Raw genomic sequence first — 15,535 nt, 5'->3', positions numbered from 1 at the left:
GCTCCTATCAGGCGTTGCCTGGCTCGCTGTCGCCGTGTTCGGAATCGGACGGGCTTGGCAGGCGAACCGGACGCGCAGGGACCACGGTCGAAATGGCGTGCTTGTAGACCATCTGGCTGACGGTGTTCTTCAGCAACACCACGAACTGGTCGAACGATTCGATCGAGCCCTGCAGCTTGATCCCGTTGACCAGATAGATCGAAACCGGGACCTTTTCTTTTCTCAAGGTGTTCAAGTAAGGGTCTTGTAGCGAATGCCCTTTTGACATATGCCGCACTCCTGTAAGGATCAATAGTAGAAAATCAAAGAAATCGATAAGTTATGCCGCCCCTTCGCAAGAATAGACGGCAATCAGCAGGGACTCAGCTCAATATGGAGACGGTCCCCAGGTATTTCAAGGTGCGGGACAGATTGTCGCAGGCCAGGCTGTCGAGCCAGTGCACGTCGGGCCAGCCACGCAACCAGGTGAATTGCCGCTTGGCCAGCTGCCGGGTGGCAATGATACCGCGTTCACGCATCTCATTCTCACTCAGCTTGCCGTCCAGGTAATCCCAGACCTGCCGATACCCCACTGCCCGTATAGACGGCAGCCCGGCGTGCAAGTCACTTCTGGCTCGCAGCGATCGGACCTCGTCGATGAAGCCCTGTTCCAGCATCTGCGAAAATCGTAGCGCAATTCGCTGATGCAAAATGTGACGATCTGTAGGTGCAATCGCCAAACTCGCGACAGTATAGGGCAAATGACCGTCAGCGCCTGCGTCTGCGCCGCTACTTTCCGCGAATTGACGCTGGCGATGGGCTGTCATGCTCTGGCCGCTTACCCGGTAGACTTCCAGGGCGCGAATGACACGCTGAGGGTCGTTGGGGTGGATGCGTGCCGCCGAAACCGGGTCCACTTCGGCCAACTGCCGGTGCAGTTCGGCCAGCCCCAGTGCCTCTGCCTGGGCTTCCAGCTCGGCCCGCACTGCGGCATCGGCCGCCGGCATGTCGGCCAGGCCCTCAATCAGCGCCTTGTAATAGAGCATGGTGCCACCGACCAGCAGCGGAACCTTGCCGCGCGCCGTGATCTCGGCCATGGCTTGCAGGGCGTCGGTACGAAACTGCGCGGCCGAATAGCTCTCGGCCGGGTCGAGAATGTCGATCAGCCGGTGCGGATGGGCTGCCAGCACTTCCCTGGAAGGCTTGGCAGTGCCGATGTCCATGCCGCGATAGACCAGCGCCGAATCGACACTGATCAACTCGCATGGCAGGGCTTTGGTGAGCTCGATGGCCAGGTCGGTCTTGCCGGCCGCCGTCGGGCCCATGAGGAATATCGCTGGGGGCTTGCCGCTCATGTCATCGACCGCGCAGGAAAAGTTTGTCCAGATCGTCCAGGCCCATCTGGGTCCAGGTTGGCCGGCCGTGGTTGCACTGGCCACTGCGTTCGGTGTTTTCCATGTCGCGCAGCAGGGCGTTCATCTCGGGGAGGGTCAGGCGCCGATTGGCGCGTACCGCGCCGTGGCAGGCCATGGTCCCGAGCAACTCGTTGATGTGCGCCTGGATGCGGTCGCTGGTGCCGTATTCCATCAGGTCCGCCAGCACGTCCTGGACCAGGCGATTGGCCTCGGCCTGCTTGAGCAGGGCCGGGATCTGGCGGATCGCAAGGGTTTCCGGGCCTAGGCGCTGCAGTTCGAAGCCCAGTCGCTGGAACCACTGGGCGTGCTCTTCGGCGCAATCGGCTTCGCGCTGGCTCATCGCCAGCGTTTCAGGCACCAGCAGCGGCTGGCCACTGAGGCCTTCACTGGCCATGGCTACCTTGAGCCGCTCGTACATGATCCGCTCGTGGGCAGCGTGCATGTCCACAAGGACCAGCCCGACGGCGTTCTCGGCAAGGATATAGATACCCTTGAGCTGCGCCAGCGCATAGCCCAGCGGCGGGATGTCGCCCTGGCTTTCTGGCAGCGCTGCTGGCGCGGCCACGCCGTCGTTCAGTGGCTTGTAGAACTCGCGATAGACCGCCTGCGCCTCGGCCGTTGGCAGCGGCTGAGCGGGGCGCGGGGTGTACTGATACTGGTAACCCGCGCCACTGCCACCGTTGGAAATCGAATGTGGCTGCGCCTGGGGCTGCTCGAGCACCGGCGAGGCCAGGCGCATCTCGCCCTGAGGCCCGAACTCACCCGCCTGTTGGCCCGTGGGCCGGACGATCTCGGCGGCCGTGGCGGGCGCGGCCAGTTGATCTTCCGGCCGCACATCGGCCAGGGCACGGTGTAAGGTGCCATACAGGAAGTCGTGAACCGAGCGCCCTTCGCGAAAACGCACTTCGTGCTTGGTCGGGTGGACGTTGACATCGACCCCGTTGGGCTCGAGCTCAAGGAACAGCACAAAGGTCGGGTGACGGCCATTGAACAGCACATCGCGATACGCCTGGCGCACCGCATGGGCAACCAGCTTGTCGCGCACTGCACGGCCGTTGACGAAGAAATACTGCAGGTCTGCCTGGCTGCGCGAGAACGTCGGCAGGCCGACCCAACCCCATAGACGCAAGCCGTTGCGCTCGACATCGATCGGCAGCGCCTGCTCCATGAAGCCTGGGCCGCAGATTGCACCGACCCGCCGTGCACGGGCGGTCTCGTCGTGCGCTTCGTGCAGGCTGAGGATGCTCTTGCCGTTGTGCCGCAAGTGGAAGCCAACATCGAAGCGGGCCAGGGCCAGACGGCGGATGACTTCCTGCAGGTGATCGAATTCGGTCTTCTCGGCCTTGAGGAACTTGCGCCGGGCCGGGGTATTGAAGAACAGGTCGCGCACTTCCACCGAGGTCCCGACCGGGTGCGCCGCAGGCTGCACCCGAGGCGTCATGTCACGGCCCTCGGTCTCGACCTGCCACGCCTCGGGGGCGCTGGCGGTGCGTGAGGTCAGGGTCAGGCGCGCCACCGAGCTGATGGAGGCCAGGGCCTCGCCACGAAAGCCCAGGCTCAACACCCCTTCGAGGTCCTCCAGCTCACGGATCTTGCTGGTGGCGTGACGGGCCAGGGCCAATGGCAGGTCGTCGGCGGAGATACCGCTGCCATCATCCCGCACCCGCAGCAGCTTGACGCCGCCCTGCTCGACTTCGACATCGATGCGCCGCGCACCGGAGTCGAGGCTGTTTTCCAACAGCTCCTTGGCCACCGACGCTGGGCGCTCGACCACCTCACCAGCGGCAATCTGGTTGGCCAGCCGCGGGCTGAGCAGCTGAATGCGCGAACCGCCGCTCATTGCTGCGAGGCCAGTGTGGTAGCAGGGATATCCAGGTGCTGACCGACCTTCAACTCATCGGTTTTGAGGCTGTTGGTACTGCGCAGGCTGGCCACGCTGACCTGGTAGCGCACCGCAAGCATTGCCAGGGTCTCGCCAGGGCGCACGGTATGTTCACGCGGGCCTTGGGCGATCTTGCCACTGTCGCGTAGCCAGGCGATGTAGGTGCCGGGCGGCGGGTTCTGCTGGAAGTACTGGCGCACACCGGTATGTATCGAGCGGGCCAGGGCCTGCTGGTGGCTGGCAGTCGCCAGCTTGGCGGCTTCATTGTTATTAGAAATGAACCCGGTTTCGACGAGGATCGACGGGATGTCAGGCGACTTGAGCACCATGAAGCCTGCCTGCTCCACGCGCTGCTTGTGCAGCGAGGTGACGCGCCCCATGTTGCCCAGCACCTTCTGCCCAACATTGAGGCTGGAGCTGAGCGTTGCGGTCATCGACAGGTCGAGCAGCACCCCGGCCAGCATGCGGTCCTTGTCGTCGAGGCTGACGTTGCCGGCACCACCGATCAGGTCAGAGCGGTTTTCCGTGTCGGCCAGCCAGCGCGCCGTCTCGGAGGTGGCACCGCGGTCGGACAGGGCGAACACCGAAGCGCCAAAGGCGGCACGCGAGGGCGCGGCGTCGGCGTGGATGGAGATGAACAGGTCGGCGCCTTTCTTGCGCGCGATCTCGGTACGCTTGCGCAGCGGGATGAAGTAGTCACCGGTACGGGTCAGCTCGGCGCGGTAGCCCTTCTCGCCATTGATCTGACGCTGCAGCTCCTTGGCGATCTGCAGCACGATGTCTTTTTCGTGCTGGCCGCGTGAGCCGGAGGCACCCGGGTCTTCACCGCCGTGGCCGGCATCGATGGCGACCACGATGTCACGTTTGCCACTGGGCACCGGCGGCAGCTTGATCGCAGGCTGCGTGGGGGTCACCGGAACAGCCGGCGTGGTCGCGGGGGTTTGCACCGGCGTCGGCGGTGTTGCAGGGGCAGTCGCGGCAATGGCGTCGGCCTCCTGATCGTACAGGTCGACCACCAGGCGGTTGCCGTACTGGGCATTGGGCGCCAGGGTGAAGCTCTTGGGCGTCACCGACTTCTTCAGGTCGACCACCACCCGCAGGTCGGTGGGCGTACGCTGAGCAGAGCGCACGCTGCTGATCGGCGTGTTCGAGGTGGACACGTTCAGCGGCGCGGCCAGGGTCGCACCGTTGATGTCGATGACCAGGCGATCGGGTGCGCTGAGGGTGAAGACGCTATGCTGCACGGGGCCAGACAGGTCAAAGACCAGCCGCGTGTTGTCCGGCGCGCGCCACAGGCGCATGCTCTTGACTTGAGTGACGGCCAGAGCGTCAACGGTCACCGCTGTCAACAGCAGCCCAACGACAGCGACCAGTGCGCGTATGCGCATACCTACCCCACTTTCTGTTTTTAGTGTTTGGCCAGCGCAGTGCACCAGGCCTCGCCGCGAGCCCCCTGCGGCGAAAGGTTCAGCGAGCGTCCGCCCGCTTGGGGGCTTATGGTAATGGTCAGGTCAGGCTTTGGCAAAACGCCCGCCCCCTTTTGTGGCCACTCGAACAGGCACAGCGGGTCGCCCTCGAAGTAGTCACGAATGCCCATGTACTCCAACTCCTCCGGATCGACCAGGCGGTACAGGTCGAAATGGAAGGCCCGCACCTCACCGATTTCGTATGGCTCGACCACGGTGAAGGTGGGGCTTTTCACTGCACCGGTATGGCCCAGGCCGCGGATCAAGCCTCTGGACAGCGTAGTTTTGCCAGCGCCCAGGTCGCCTTCGAGAAAGATCACGCCGTGACCGCCGGTCACCTCGGCCAGGGTTGCGCCAAATGCGACAGTGGCCGCTTCATCGGCCAGAAACAGGGTTATGCCAGACACGCAGAATGCTCCTCCAACAACTCACGAATGACCGGCGCCAGATCACCGGCCGCCAGCCCTCTACCTTTGACGCCGAGGCGCTCGCCCGCACAGGCATGCAGCCATACCCCAAGACACGCGGCCTGCCAGGCATCCAGCCCCTGCGCCAGCAGCGCCGCCAGCACGCCGGTCAGCACATCGCCCAAGCCTGCCCCGGCCATCGCCGGGTGCCCGCGCTCGCACAAGGCCAGTTGGCCCGCAGGGTCGGCCACCAGCGTACCGGCCCCTTTAAGCACACAGACGCTGGCATAGCGGCGCGCCAGCTTGCGCGCCGCCCCTGGCCGGTCGGCCTGTACCGCCTCGGTGGAGATACCCAGCAGCCGCGCCGCCTCCCCGGGGTGTGGGGTGAGGATACTGCCACTGGGCAATGCCAGCGGTGTGCGCGCCAGCAGATTCAACGCATCGGCATCCCACACCTGTGGCCGCTCGGCATTGGCTACCGCCGACAACAGGCTACGCCCCCAGGCGGCCTGGCCCAGGCCCGGGCCGACCACCAGCACCGAGGCGCGCTCCAGCACACCTATCAGTTGGTTGGCCGAACTGACCCCCAGGCACATGCACTCAGGCATGCGCGTAAGGCCTGCAGCGACGTGTTCGGGCCGCGTCGCCACACTGACCAGCCCCGCGCCGCATCGTAAGGCAGCCTCGGCGCTGAGCAGCACTGCACCACCGGTCCCCAGGTCGCCGCCCACCACCAGCACATGGCCAAAGTCGCCTTTATGGGCATGTGCGGGCCTTGCAGGCAGGTGCGCGACGGCCACGCTGCTGAGCAGTTGCGGGGCATGGCTTGGGTGTTTGGTCTGGGGCATGGGGTCAAAGGCTCCAATGTCTGGCAGAATTATACGCACCTGAGCCCGTATTGCCTGCCCATCCATGTCCGCCTGCACACTTGACCTCGCCGCACTGGCCCTGTCCATCAAGGATTGGGGCCGCGAACTCGGTTTTGCCCACGTTGGCATCGCCGGGGTCGACCTTGGCGAACACGAACATCACCTGCAACGCTGGCTTGAGGCCGGCTACCAGGGCGAGATGGAATACCTGGGCGCACATGGCAGCAAACGTGCCCATCCCGACCAGCTCATCCCCGGTACGGTGCGCGTGGTTTCTCTACGCATGGACTATCTGCCTGGCCACACGCAGATGGCACAACGCCTGGCCCAGCCAGAAAAGGCCTACGTGTCACGCTATGCCCTCGGCCGGGACTACCACAAGCTGGTGCGCAAACGCGTACAGCACCTGGCCGATCGCATTCAGGAAGACATCGGCCCGTTCGGCTACCGGGCCTTCGTCGACAGCGCGCCCGTGCTGGAAAAAGCCATAGCCGAGCAGGCCGGGCTGGGCTGGATCGGCAAGAACACCCTGCTGCTCAATCGCAAGGCGGGCAGCTACTTCTTCTTGGCCGAACTGTTCGTCGACCTGCCGCTTCCGGTGGACGATGCCCATGCCAGCGAGCACTGCGGGCGCTGCCAGGCCTGCCTGGACATCTGCCCGACCAAGGCCTTCGTCGGGCCTTACGTGCTGGACGCCAGGCGCTGCATTTCCTACCTCACCATCGAGCTCAAGGGCGCCATCCCCGTCGAGTTGCGCCCAATGATGGGCAACCGGGTGTTCGGTTGCGATGATTGCCAGATCGTCTGCCCCTGGAACCGCTTTGCCCGGCCAACACAGGAAAACGACTTCCAGCCGCGGCATGGCCTGGAGAATGCCGAACTGGCCGAGATGTTTCTGTGGGACGAAAAGACCTTTTTGCGCAAGACCGAGGGTGGGCCGCTGCGGCGGGCGGGGTATGAGCGCTGGCTGCGCAACCTGGCGGTGGGCCTGGGCAATGCGCCTTCGACGATTCCGGTGCTGGAGGCATTGAAAGCGCGACGGGAGGACCCGTCGGAGCTGGTGCGCGAGCATGTGGAGTGGGCCCTGGGGCAGCACCAGGCGCGCCAGGCCTGAAGGCGCAGGCTTTTTGCAGGCGTTGCTACGGAGCAGCCTGCGCTATGTCACTGCTGGTCGTTGTAGTGAAACTTCGGCATTTCCCAATGGAACCGGATCGCCAAAAGCCGCACCAGAAATCCACCAAACAAGGTCAGCAGCATGGCCTGCTCAGCCGGCACCTTGAAATACACGCACCCCAGGTAGAACCAGGCGGCCGCGAACGACACGCTGGCATACAGCTCACGGCGGAACACCAACGGAATATCGTTACAGAAAATATCCCGCAAGATTCCGCCAAACACCCCGGTAATCACCCCACTGATCGACGCCACCAGCATGCCCTGCCCCATCTCCAGCGCAGTCATACACCCAATCAGGGTAAAGGCCACCAACCCCAGGGCGTCGAGCACCAGAAACAGCGAGCGCAGGCGGCGCATCATCGGCGCGATGAAAATCGTCAGCAGCGCAGCAAAGCTGGTCAGCACCAGGTACTCCGGGTGTTTTACCCAAGTCAGCGGGTAGTGGCCGAGCAGCACGTCACGCACCGAGCCGCCCCCCAGGGCGGTGACGCAGGCGATCAGCACCACACCAAACCAATCCATGCCGCGGCGGCCGGCTGACAGGGCGCCGGTCATGGCCTCGGCGGTGATGGCGACAAGGTAGAGCATCAACAACATGGCGCGGGTCCGTGCGGGAAAGGCGCGCAGTCTAACCAGTTGCCCAGGGCACCAAAAGGGGGCGCAGGCAGTTTATCTGCGCCCTTGCGGCTCACACCTTGATGAAGTGCTCGCGGTAATGGCGCAGCTCGGCAATGGACTCGCGGATATCGTCCAGCGCCAGGTGGGTGCTGCCCTTCTTGAAACTGTCACGCACCTGCGGCGCCCAGCGCGCAGCCAGCTCTTTCAAGGTGGAAACATCGAGATTGCGGTAATGGAAGTAGTTTTCCAGGTTGCGCATGTGGCGATAGAGGAAGCGGCGGTCCTGGCAGATGCTGTTGCCGCAGATCGGCGACTTGCCTTTGGGCACCCACTGCTCGAGAAAAGCGATGGTCTGCGCTTCGGCCTCGGCCATGCTGACCTTGCTCTCGCGCACACGCTGGGTCAGCCCTGATGCGCCATGGGTGCGGGTATTCCATTCATCCATGCGTGCCAGCACGTCGTCGCTGTGGTGGATGGCGATCACCGGGCCTTCGGCCAGGGTATTGAGTTCGCTGTCGGTGACGATGGTGGCCATCTCGATGATGACGTCATGGTCCGGATCCAGGCCGGTCATTTCCAGATCGATCCAGATCAGGTTCTGTGGGTTGTGCATGAAAGGGCTCCTCGTATAGGCCGTCATAGTAGCCTAGCGGCAGAGGCCTGCGCATTCGCGGTGCAAAGGTAACCAGAATGGTCCACTGCCCGTCGTGCTAAACTGCCTGCCGTTTTCATCCTGCCCACCACGGAACCTACATGGCCAAACGCCAGCTCAATCGCCGCCAGAACTGGCGTATCGAAAAAATCCAGAACGAGCGCGCCGCTCGCGCCGCCAAACGCGAGCAACATGTGCTGCACGAGCTGGAGGGTGGCGACCTGGGGCCGGAGCAACTGGGCCTGGTGATTGCCCACTTCGGTGTGCAGGTGGAGGTCGAGGCGCAGGACGGCGAAACCGCAGGCCAGGTGTTCCGCTGCCACCTGCGAGCCAACCTGCCGGCCCTGGTCACTGGTGACCGCGTCGTCTGGCGCGCCGGCAACCAGGGCATTGGCGTGATCGTCGCGCAGATGCCCCGCAGCACCGAACTGTGCCGGCCAAACAATCACGGCCAGCTCAAGCCGGTGGCCGCCAACGTCGACCTGATCGTGATCGTCTTCGCGCCAGCCCCAGAGCCGCATCCGAACCTGATCGACCGCTACCTGGTCGCAGCCGAGCACGCCGGCATCCGCCCGCTGCTGCTGCTGAACAAGGCCGACCTGATCGATGACGAGAACGGCCCGGCCCTGCACGCCCTGCTCGAGGTATACCGCGAGCTGGGCTACCCGCTGCTGGAGGTTTCGGCGCACCACGGTGACGGCATGCAGCGCTTGCAACAGATGCTGGACGGCCACATCAGCGTGTTCGTCGGACAGTCAGGCGTCGGCAAGTCGTCCCTGGTCAACAGCTTGCTGCCTGACGCCGGCACGCGTGTAGGCGACCTTTCCGAATGGTCAGGCCAAGGCACGCATACCACCACTACCGCACGCCTCTACCATTTCCCCAATGGCGGTGACCTGATCGACTCGCCGGGTATCCGTGAATTCGGCCTTGGCCACGTCAGCCGTAGCGACGTGGAAGATGGCTTCATCGAGTTCCGAGACCTGTTCGGCACGTGCCGCTTCCGCGACTGCAAACATGATCGCGAGCCAGGTTGCGCCCTGCTCAAGGCACTGGACGACGGCCGAATCAAACCGCAGCGCATGAACAGCTACCGCTCGATTATTGCCAGCCTGCCGGAAGAAAGTTACTGATTTGTAGGAAAAATTACCGGAGCACGTAGGATCGCTCCGGTTTTTCCGTCATCTATTGTCCAGCTTGCGGCTTTCCCCGATGGTCATGACATCTATCAGGGAGGGCAACCACCATGCCGGTTTTCATCAGTTATCGCCACGAACAGAGGCTTGACGCCTTTATTCTCAATGAGCGCCTGCTGCTGGAAGGGATCACCGCGCAATTGGTGCTGCTTGACAGCGCAGGGCAGACCAGCGAAGACCTCTTCGGCAGCTTCTGCCAGCACATGAACCACGCCACCCATTGGATCGGCCTGCTGCCCGAAAGCGCCGCCGAGGACTGGTGGACAGCCTGGCTGCTAGGGGCTGCGGTCATGGCCTGCCGGCGGGTGGGTTTGTACTACCGAAGTGACGCCGCGCTACCCGATTGCCTGGGCAAATGGCCGGTAATGCGCAAGCAGGCGCATATCGACCTGTTTGTGCGGGCGTATCACGATGAATGCACGTTCGCCCGGGCCATGGCCCTGCCGGGGGTGCGGGGCGGCTGCAGCGACAGGGACAATGCGGATTTTTTCCACGCGGACCTGAAAGCCAAGATCCGCCGGGGGTTTTGAATGGGTCGGGGCCGCTGGGCGGCCCGCCAGGGCTTACTGATCCTGGGCTTGATCCATTTTCAGCACGCCATCTTCGAAGATGTTCAGCTTCTGACGCAACTCACGCGGTTGCATGGGCTGATCTCCGGCGCCAGGTGCGGCGGAAGCACCGGGTGCCGTACCCTCAGCCCCCTCAGGCGCTGCTGGCTGAGCATCCGGCTGTGCAGGCGCAGCCTCTGGCGTCCCTTGCTCGCCCTCGATGTTGCGTTGGGCCTTCTTGGTCAGAACGATGATGTCGATACGCCGGTTGACCGGGTTGAACGGGTTCTCCCGGTCGAACAGCGACGACGAGGCATAACCGACCACCCGCGCCACCTGGCCATCTGGATAGCCACCGGCGACCAGCGCACGGCGTGCCGCGTTGGCGCGGTTGGCAGACAGCTCCCAGTTGCCGAACTCGCCGGCTCCCGAATAAGGCTTGGCATCGGTATGGCCACTGATGCTGATCTTGTTCGGAACGGCCTTGATGGTGTCGGCCATGGCCAGCAGGATGTCTTCGAAATACGGCTGCAAACGCGCGCTGCCGATGTCGAACATCGGCCGGTTTTCCGCGTCCATGATCTGGATGCGCAGGCCGTCCTGGGTGATCTCGAAGAGGATCTGGTCCTTGAACTTCTGCAGTTGCGGGTTTTCCTCAACCTTGTTCTGCAACTCCTGCAGCAGCAACTCGAGGCGCTCACGCTCGACCTGTTCGGCCATGGTCTCGACCTGATCCTTGTCCAGCTGGATGCTGGTGTCAGGCGTCGGCTCGGACTTCTGCTCCGGGTTGATGGTCTTTTCCGGTGCCAGCTGCGGCGAACCGCCCAGGTCGATGATGTAGGGCGTGCCACTCTCGGAGAAACCGATTGGGTCCTTGAAGTAACCGGCAATGGCGATCTTCTGCTCCGGGGTCGCCGTGGACAGCAACCACAGCACCAGGAAGAACGCCATCATGGCCGTGGCGAAGTCAGCGAATGCGATCTTCCAGGCGCCACCATGGTGGCCATCGCCAAAGCGCTTGACGCGCTTGATGATGATGGGCTGATTGTTCTCCATGGCTTAGCGACCGCGGACCGCTTGTTCCAGCTCGGCAAAGCTCGGACGGTGCGTTGGGTAAAGCACCTTGCGCCCGAATTCCACGGCCAGCGATGGTGGCATGCCGGAGGCCGAGGCCACCAGCGAGGCCTTGATCGCCTCGTACACGTTGATTTCTTCCTTGGCGTCATGGCGCAGGGCGTTGGCCAGCGGACCAAAGAAGCCATAGGCGGCAAGAATACCGAAGAAGGTACCGACCAGCGCGGCCCCCACGTGCAAGCCGATCGACTTCTGGTCGCCCTCACCCAGCGACGCCATGGTCACCACGATACCCAGTACCGCCGCAACGATACCGAAACCTGGCATGCCGTCGGCAATGCCGTTGACCGCATGGGACGGGTGCTCGAGCTCTTCCTTCATGCTCAGCAGTTCCATGTCGAACAGGCCTTCGAGTTCGTGAGGTGCCATGTTGCCGGTGGACATGATGCGCAGATAGTCGCAGATGAATGCCGTCATGCGCTCGTCACCGAGCACCGCAGGGTACTTGGCGAAGATCGGGCTGGCCGCGGCATCTTCAATATCGCTTTCGATGGCCATCATGCCTTCACGACGGCTCTTGTTGAGGATCTCGTATACCAGGCCCAATACTTCCAGATAGAACGTATGGGTGAACCGGGTCCCGAACATCTTCAGCGACTTCTTGATTACATGCATGGTCATGTAACCAGGGTTGGCCTGCAGGAACGCGCCAAAGGCCGCACCGCCGATGATCAGCACTTCGAACGGCTGGATCAGCGCCGCGATCTTGCCGTGAGAGAGCACATACCCGCCGAGCACGCTCGCGAATACGACGATGATGCCGATAATTTTAGCCATAGGTTCAAAGCACTTGCTGTCGTGGTCAGGGTGAGGAACGTGAGCTTTAAAACTCTTCTTCTACTTATCGGCAGATCTGCGCCAGACTATAGCCACTAAAAGCGAAAAGCCAGTTCGGACTGATGTCAAAATGCCAATGGAAACCAAGGTGCCCACTCAGAATCCGCGTACGCTAGAGGCCTGGGTAAAGCTGCTGGACGGTATTCGCGTACCGGTGCCAAAGCAGAGTTATGACCGGGTCTCGAGCGCCATCAACGATAGCCGCCGCTCCCTGCGTGACATCGCCGAACTGATGCAGGACAGCCCGGCCCTGGTGCTGTCGGTGATGCGCGAAGCCAATCACCCGGCCAACGCCAGCCAGGCCGAACCCGCTGAAAGCCTGGAAATTGCCCTCAATCGCCTGGGCCTGGCGCGCACCCGGGAGCTGCTCAACCGCTTGCCTGCCCTGCCGGACGACGACATCCCGCCCGTGCTGCGCCAGTTTCTGCTGATCAGCCAGCACGCCGCGCAGCAGGCCAGCGGGTTGTTCGCCAGCCGCCTGGCACGGTTGTGGCAGGAAATCCACTGGGGCAGCCTGCTGTTCCTATCACCCCTGTGGCCAATGGCCCTGGCCTACCCCAAGCTGCTCGACACCTGGGAGCTTCGAGTGATCCACAAGGGCGAAGAGGCTGCCGAAGTCGAACTTGAGCTGTTTGGCGTGCGCATCATGGCGCTGTGCAAAGCCATGGCCGAGCACTGGCGCCTGTCGCAGTGGGTCACCCAGGGCTACCGGTTACTGCTTGAGGAACGTGAGCAACTGGGCCAGGTGCTGAGCATCGCCCGCGACGAAGACTTGCTGAGCCAGCAGCACCGGCTGGACGAGGCGCCCGGCCTGCGCCGCTGGTTCAACCAGCCGGCCAATACCGTTTTGCTGGCCAACAACCTGGCCCTGGCGGCTCAAGTGGGCTGGGACAACCCGCACCTGCTGCGCTGGCAGTTGCTGACCGCGTTGTACCTGCAAACCTCACTGGAAGACGTGCAACAACAGGTTCACCAGCAGGCTGCTGCCAGCGCCCGTCGCCACGCCCGGCATGCGCTGTTCCACCCTGCAGAAGCGCTGCTCTGGCCGTGGCAGCAGCGCCGCCCGCACCCCGATATGCTGACACCGCCGCCACCGTCCAGCGAGGCACTGGGCCGCTGGCGCACGTTGTGCCAGGAGCTTCTGGCCCAGCCCAGCCCATTCGCCAACGCGGTCCACCTGGCTACCCAGGCACGCGAGGCCCTGCTGGCCTGTGGCATGCAGCGCATCATGCTGCTGAGCTTTGACAAGGCCAGCGAGTACCTGCGCGTACAGCAGACTGCCGGCGTGCCCAAAGAAGCTGCCGCCATGGCCCTGCCCGTACCGCAAAGCAAGCTGCTGCAGAAGCTGATGGGCCAGGCGGCGCAACTGCGCCTGACGCCTGACAACCACGCCCAGTTCGCAGCCCTGCTCCCGGCGCCCCTGCGGGCTTTCTTCCGGAGCGAGCACCTGCTGCTGCGCTCACTGGCGGTCAATGACCAGGTGCTGATGCTGGTGGTGGCCGACCAGGGCGGCAAACCGCTGGCCGATGTCAGCGTGCAGGCCTTCGGTAAAACCGCGCAATGCATCGAGCGTGCCCTGGCCGTGTTTGCCAACCGCAATGGCTGACCCTTGCGCTACAATCGCCCCTCTTTCCACACTGGAGACCGTGGATGAATGACTTTGCCGGACTGCCGCTGGTGATAGAACCTGCGGACCTGCTGCAGCGCCTGGATTCACCACAACTGATCCTGGTCGACCTTAGCAGCGCCAACCGCTATGTCAGCGGGCACATCCCCGGCGCCCGCTTCGTCGAAGGCAAGCGCACCCAGCTTGGCCTGCCGCCCGCACCTGGGCTGCTGCCGACCATTGGCGACCTGGAAAAACTGTTCGGCGAACTCGGCCACCGCGATGACGCGGTCTATGTGGTTTACGACGATGAGGGCGGTGGCTGGGCCGGGCGCTTCATCTGGATGCTCGATGTCATCGGCCACAAGGCCTACCACTACCTCAATGGCGGCATCCAGGCCTGGCCTGCGGACACGCTTTCAACCGACGTGCCGGCGCCGGCGACCACGCCTGTACGCCTGCAGTTGCACGACGAACCGACCGCCACCCGTGAATACCTGCAAAGCCGCCTGGGTGCCGACGATCTGGTCGTCTGGGACGCCCGTGGCCCCCAGGAATACACCGGCGAGAAGGTGCTGGCAGCCAAGGGCGGGCATATTCCCGGTGCGATCAATTTTGAATGGACCGCCGGCATGGACCTCAATGACCACCTGCGCATCCGCAAGGACATCGCTGAAGTCCTGCAGCAACTGGGCATCACCCCTGACAAGGAAGTGATCACCCACTGCCAGACCCACCGCCGCTCCGGTTTCACCTACCTGGTGGCCAAGGCCCTCGGCTACCCACGCATCAAGGCCTACGCCGGTTCGTGGAGCGAATGGGGCAACCACCCGGACACGCCTGTAGAAGTTTAAGGAACCTGCATGAAATCCCGTTTGTTCATCATCAGCCAGTACCTGCTGCCGCACCACCTGCTGTCGCGGCTCGCCGGCTGCGTTGCCGAGTGCCGCGCGCGCTGGTTCAAGAATGCCTTCACCGCCTGGTTTGCCAAGCGCTACCAAGTGAACATGAGCGAAGCGCTGGTCGAAGACCTCACTGCCTACGAGCATTTCAACGCCTTCTTCACCCGCGCCCTCAAGCCAGGTGCGCGCCCACTGGACGAAACCCCGGGCGCAATCCTCTGCCCGGCCGATGGTGCCGTGAGCCAGTTGGGCCCAATCGAGCACGGCCGCATCTTCCAGGCCAAGGGCCACAGCTTCAGTGCCCTGGAGCTGCTCGGCGGCGACCCGGCCCTGGCCGCCCCGTTCATGGGCGGTGAGTTCGCCACCATCTACCTGTCGCCAAAGGATTACCACCGCGTGCACATGCCGCTGGCCGGCACCCTGCGCGAAATGGTGTACGTGCCAGGCCGCCTGTTCTCGGTCAACCAGACCACCGCAGAAAACGTCCCTGAGCTATTCGCCCGCAACGAGCGTGTGGTGTGCTTGTTCGACACCGAACGTGGGCCGATGGCCGTGGTGCTGGTCGGTGCGATGATCGTTGCCTCGATCGAGACCGTTTGGGCAGGGCTGGTCACGCCGCCCAAGCGTGAGCTCAAGACATTCCGCTATGACGAAGGCAGCCGCGCGCCAATCCACCTGGAAAAGGGTGCGGAGCTGGGCCGCTTCAAGCTGGGCTCTACGGCCATCGTGCTGTTCGGGCCGGAGCAGGTGAAGTGGGCTGAAACCTTGGGCGCAGGCTCGGCTACCCGCATGGGCGAGCTGCTGGCGCTACCGGCACAGCCGTGATGGACGCCGGGGTTGCCTTGCAG

The 15,535-nt window shown here is 63.5% G+C and carries 16 protein-coding genes; 6 read left to right on the top strand and 10 right to left on the bottom strand.

Going from position 1 to position 15,535, the window contains the following annotated elements; genetic code table 11:
* Window positions 1-7: 7 nt before the first annotated feature.
* The 6 genes from hfq to L6D80_RS08845 all read right to left on the bottom strand — a co-directional run bounded on the left by hfq (window position 8) and on the right by L6D80_RS08845 (window position 5,997).
* The gene (gene hfq / locus L6D80_RS08870) at window positions 8-268 is read right to left on the bottom strand and encodes an RNA chaperone Hfq (protein WP_003258160.1); all 261 of its coding nucleotides are present in this window, start codon (window positions 266-268) and stop codon (window positions 8-10) included.
* Window positions 269-362: 94 nt separating this feature from the next.
* Window positions 363-1,334 (bottom strand): tRNA (adenosine(37)-N6)-dimethylallyltransferase MiaA, encoded by a 972-nt coding sequence (gene miaA, locus L6D80_RS08865; protein ID WP_054900231.1) that lies wholly within the window; start codon window positions 1,332-1,334, stop codon window positions 363-365.
* A gap of 1 nt (window position 1,335) precedes the next feature.
* Window positions 1,336-3,234: a DNA mismatch repair endonuclease MutL gene (mutL, locus tag L6D80_RS08860; protein ID WP_054900232.1), complete on the bottom strand. Its 1,899-nt coding sequence runs from the start codon at window positions 3,232-3,234 to the stop codon at window positions 1,336-1,338.
* On the bottom strand, window positions 3,231-4,664 hold the full coding sequence (locus L6D80_RS08855) for an N-acetylmuramoyl-L-alanine amidase (RefSeq protein ID WP_054900233.1): 1,434 nt from the start codon (window positions 4,662-4,664) through the stop codon (window positions 3,231-3,233). The genes mutL and L6D80_RS08855 overlap by 4 nt, the downstream gene beginning before the upstream one ends.
* A gap of 20 nt (window positions 4,665-4,684) precedes the next feature.
* Window positions 4,685-5,149, bottom strand: coding sequence for a tRNA (adenosine(37)-N6)-threonylcarbamoyltransferase complex ATPase subunit type 1 TsaE (gene tsaE, locus L6D80_RS08850; RefSeq protein WP_054900234.1), 465 nt, complete (start codon window positions 5,147-5,149; stop codon window positions 4,685-4,687).
* On the bottom strand, window positions 5,137-5,997 hold the full coding sequence (locus L6D80_RS08845) for an NAD(P)H-hydrate dehydratase (RefSeq protein ID WP_176516705.1): 861 nt from the start codon (window positions 5,995-5,997) through the stop codon (window positions 5,137-5,139). The genes tsaE and L6D80_RS08845 overlap by 13 nt, the downstream gene beginning before the upstream one ends.
* Window positions 5,998-6,061: 64 nt before the next feature.
* Here L6D80_RS08845 and queG point away from each other — a divergent pair, with 64 nt between their 5' ends.
* Window positions 6,062-7,132 (top strand): tRNA epoxyqueuosine(34) reductase QueG, encoded by a 1,071-nt coding sequence (gene queG / locus L6D80_RS08840; protein ID WP_176516707.1) that lies wholly within the window; start codon window positions 6,062-6,064, stop codon window positions 7,130-7,132.
* A 47-nt stretch (window positions 7,133-7,179) separates the two neighbouring features.
* On the opposite strand, the gene L6D80_RS08835 is transcribed toward queG, so the two are convergent.
* Together L6D80_RS08835 and orn are read right to left on the bottom strand one after the other, a co-directional pair.
* Window positions 7,180-7,791: a trimeric intracellular cation channel family protein gene (locus L6D80_RS08835; protein WP_054900237.1), complete on the bottom strand. Its 612-nt coding sequence runs from the start codon at window positions 7,789-7,791 to the stop codon at window positions 7,180-7,182.
* Between the two features lie 91 nt (window positions 7,792-7,882).
* Window positions 7,883-8,425, bottom strand: coding sequence for an oligoribonuclease (orn, locus tag L6D80_RS08830; RefSeq protein WP_176516709.1), 543 nt, complete (start codon window positions 8,423-8,425; stop codon window positions 7,883-7,885).
* Window positions 8,426-8,565: 140 nt separating this feature from the next.
* On the opposite strand from orn, the gene rsgA reads away from it, so the two are divergent.
* Window positions 8,566-9,597, top strand: a complete 1,032-nt coding sequence (gene rsgA, locus L6D80_RS08825; protein ID WP_176516711.1) for a small ribosomal subunit biogenesis GTPase RsgA — start codon at window positions 8,566-8,568, stop codon at window positions 9,595-9,597.
* A gap of 113 nt (window positions 9,598-9,710) precedes the next feature.
* Window positions 9,711-10,190: a hypothetical protein gene (locus L6D80_RS08820; protein WP_054900240.1), complete on the top strand. Its 480-nt coding sequence runs from the start codon at window positions 9,711-9,713 to the stop codon at window positions 10,188-10,190.
* A 33-nt stretch (window positions 10,191-10,223) separates the two neighbouring features.
* On the opposite strand, the gene motB is transcribed toward L6D80_RS08820, so the two are convergent.
* Window positions 10,224-11,264, bottom strand: a complete 1,041-nt coding sequence (gene motB, locus L6D80_RS08815) for a flagellar motor protein MotB (RefSeq protein ID WP_176516713.1) — start codon at window positions 11,262-11,264, stop codon at window positions 10,224-10,226.
* Between the two features lie 3 nt (window positions 11,265-11,267).
* Window positions 11,268-12,119, bottom strand: coding sequence for a flagellar motor stator protein MotA (gene motA / locus L6D80_RS08810; RefSeq protein WP_176516715.1), 852 nt, complete (start codon window positions 12,117-12,119; stop codon window positions 11,268-11,270).
* 130 nt (window positions 12,120-12,249) lie between these two features.
* Between motA and L6D80_RS08805 the strand changes: the two genes are divergently transcribed.
* Genes L6D80_RS08805 through asd form a run of 3 tightly spaced genes read left to right on the top strand, consistent with a single transcriptional unit; the run spans window position 12,250 to window position 15,512 of the window.
* A complete protein-coding gene (locus L6D80_RS08805) occupies window positions 12,250-13,785 on the top strand; it encodes an HDOD domain-containing protein (protein WP_176516717.1) in 1,536 nt (511 codons plus the stop codon).
* A 44-nt stretch (window positions 13,786-13,829) separates the two neighbouring features.
* A complete protein-coding gene (locus tag L6D80_RS08800) occupies window positions 13,830-14,639 on the top strand; it encodes a rhodanese-like domain-containing protein (RefSeq protein ID WP_176516719.1) in 810 nt (269 codons plus the stop codon).
* A gap of 9 nt (window positions 14,640-14,648) precedes the next feature.
* Window positions 14,649-15,512: an archaetidylserine decarboxylase gene (asd, locus tag L6D80_RS08795; protein WP_176516721.1), complete on the top strand. Its 864-nt coding sequence runs from the start codon at window positions 14,649-14,651 to the stop codon at window positions 15,510-15,512.
* The last annotated feature ends 23 nt before the right edge of the window (window positions 15,513-15,535 follow it).

This window comes from Pseudomonas ceruminis (genome assembly GCF_021602025.1).
GTDB classification, from domain to species: Bacteria; Pseudomonadota; Gammaproteobacteria; order Pseudomonadales; family Pseudomonadaceae; genus Aquipseudomonas; species Aquipseudomonas ceruminis.
This window is presented reverse-complemented; position numbering and strand designations above follow the sequence as displayed.

Coding starts and splice junctions, on each gene's coding strand:
- hfq (WP_003258160.1), bottom strand. CDS start 268: ATGTCAAAAGGGCATTCGCTACAAGACCCTTACTTGAACACCTTGAGA.
- miaA (WP_054900231.1), bottom strand. CDS start 1,334: ATGAGCGGCAAGCCCCCAGCGATATTCCTCATGGGCCCGACGGCGGCC.
- mutL (WP_054900232.1), bottom strand. CDS start 3,234: ATGAGCGGCGGTTCGCGCATTCAGCTGCTCAGCCCGCGGCTGGCCAAC.
- L6D80_RS08855 (WP_054900233.1), bottom strand. CDS start 4,664: ATGCGCATACGCGCACTGGTCGCTGTCGTTGGGCTGCTGTTGACAGCG.
- L6D80_RS08845 (WP_176516705.1), bottom strand. CDS start 5,997: ATGCCCCAGACCAAACACCCAAGCCATGCCCCGCAACTGCTCAGCAGC.
- queG (WP_176516707.1), top strand. CDS start 6,062: ATGTCCGCCTGCACACTTGACCTCGCCGCACTGGCCCTGTCCATCAAG.
- L6D80_RS08835 (WP_054900237.1), bottom strand. CDS start 7,791: ATGTTGTTGATGCTCTACCTTGTCGCCATCACCGCCGAGGCCATGACC.
- orn (WP_176516709.1), bottom strand. CDS start 8,425: ATGCACAACCCACAGAACCTGATCTGGATCGATCTGGAAATGACCGGC.
- rsgA (WP_176516711.1), top strand. CDS start 8,566: ATGGCCAAACGCCAGCTCAATCGCCGCCAGAACTGGCGTATCGAAAAA.
- L6D80_RS08820 (WP_054900240.1), top strand. CDS start 9,711: ATGCCGGTTTTCATCAGTTATCGCCACGAACAGAGGCTTGACGCCTTT.
- motB (WP_176516713.1), bottom strand. CDS start 11,264: ATGGAGAACAATCAGCCCATCATCATCAAGCGCGTCAAGCGCTTTGGC.
- motA (WP_176516715.1), bottom strand. CDS start 12,119: ATGGCTAAAATTATCGGCATCATCGTCGTATTCGCGAGCGTGCTCGGC.
- L6D80_RS08805 (WP_176516717.1), top strand. CDS start 12,250: ATGCCAATGGAAACCAAGGTGCCCACTCAGAATCCGCGTACGCTAGAG.
- L6D80_RS08800 (WP_176516719.1), top strand. CDS start 13,830: ATGAATGACTTTGCCGGACTGCCGCTGGTGATAGAACCTGCGGACCTG.
- asd (WP_176516721.1), top strand. CDS start 14,649: ATGAAATCCCGTTTGTTCATCATCAGCCAGTACCTGCTGCCGCACCAC.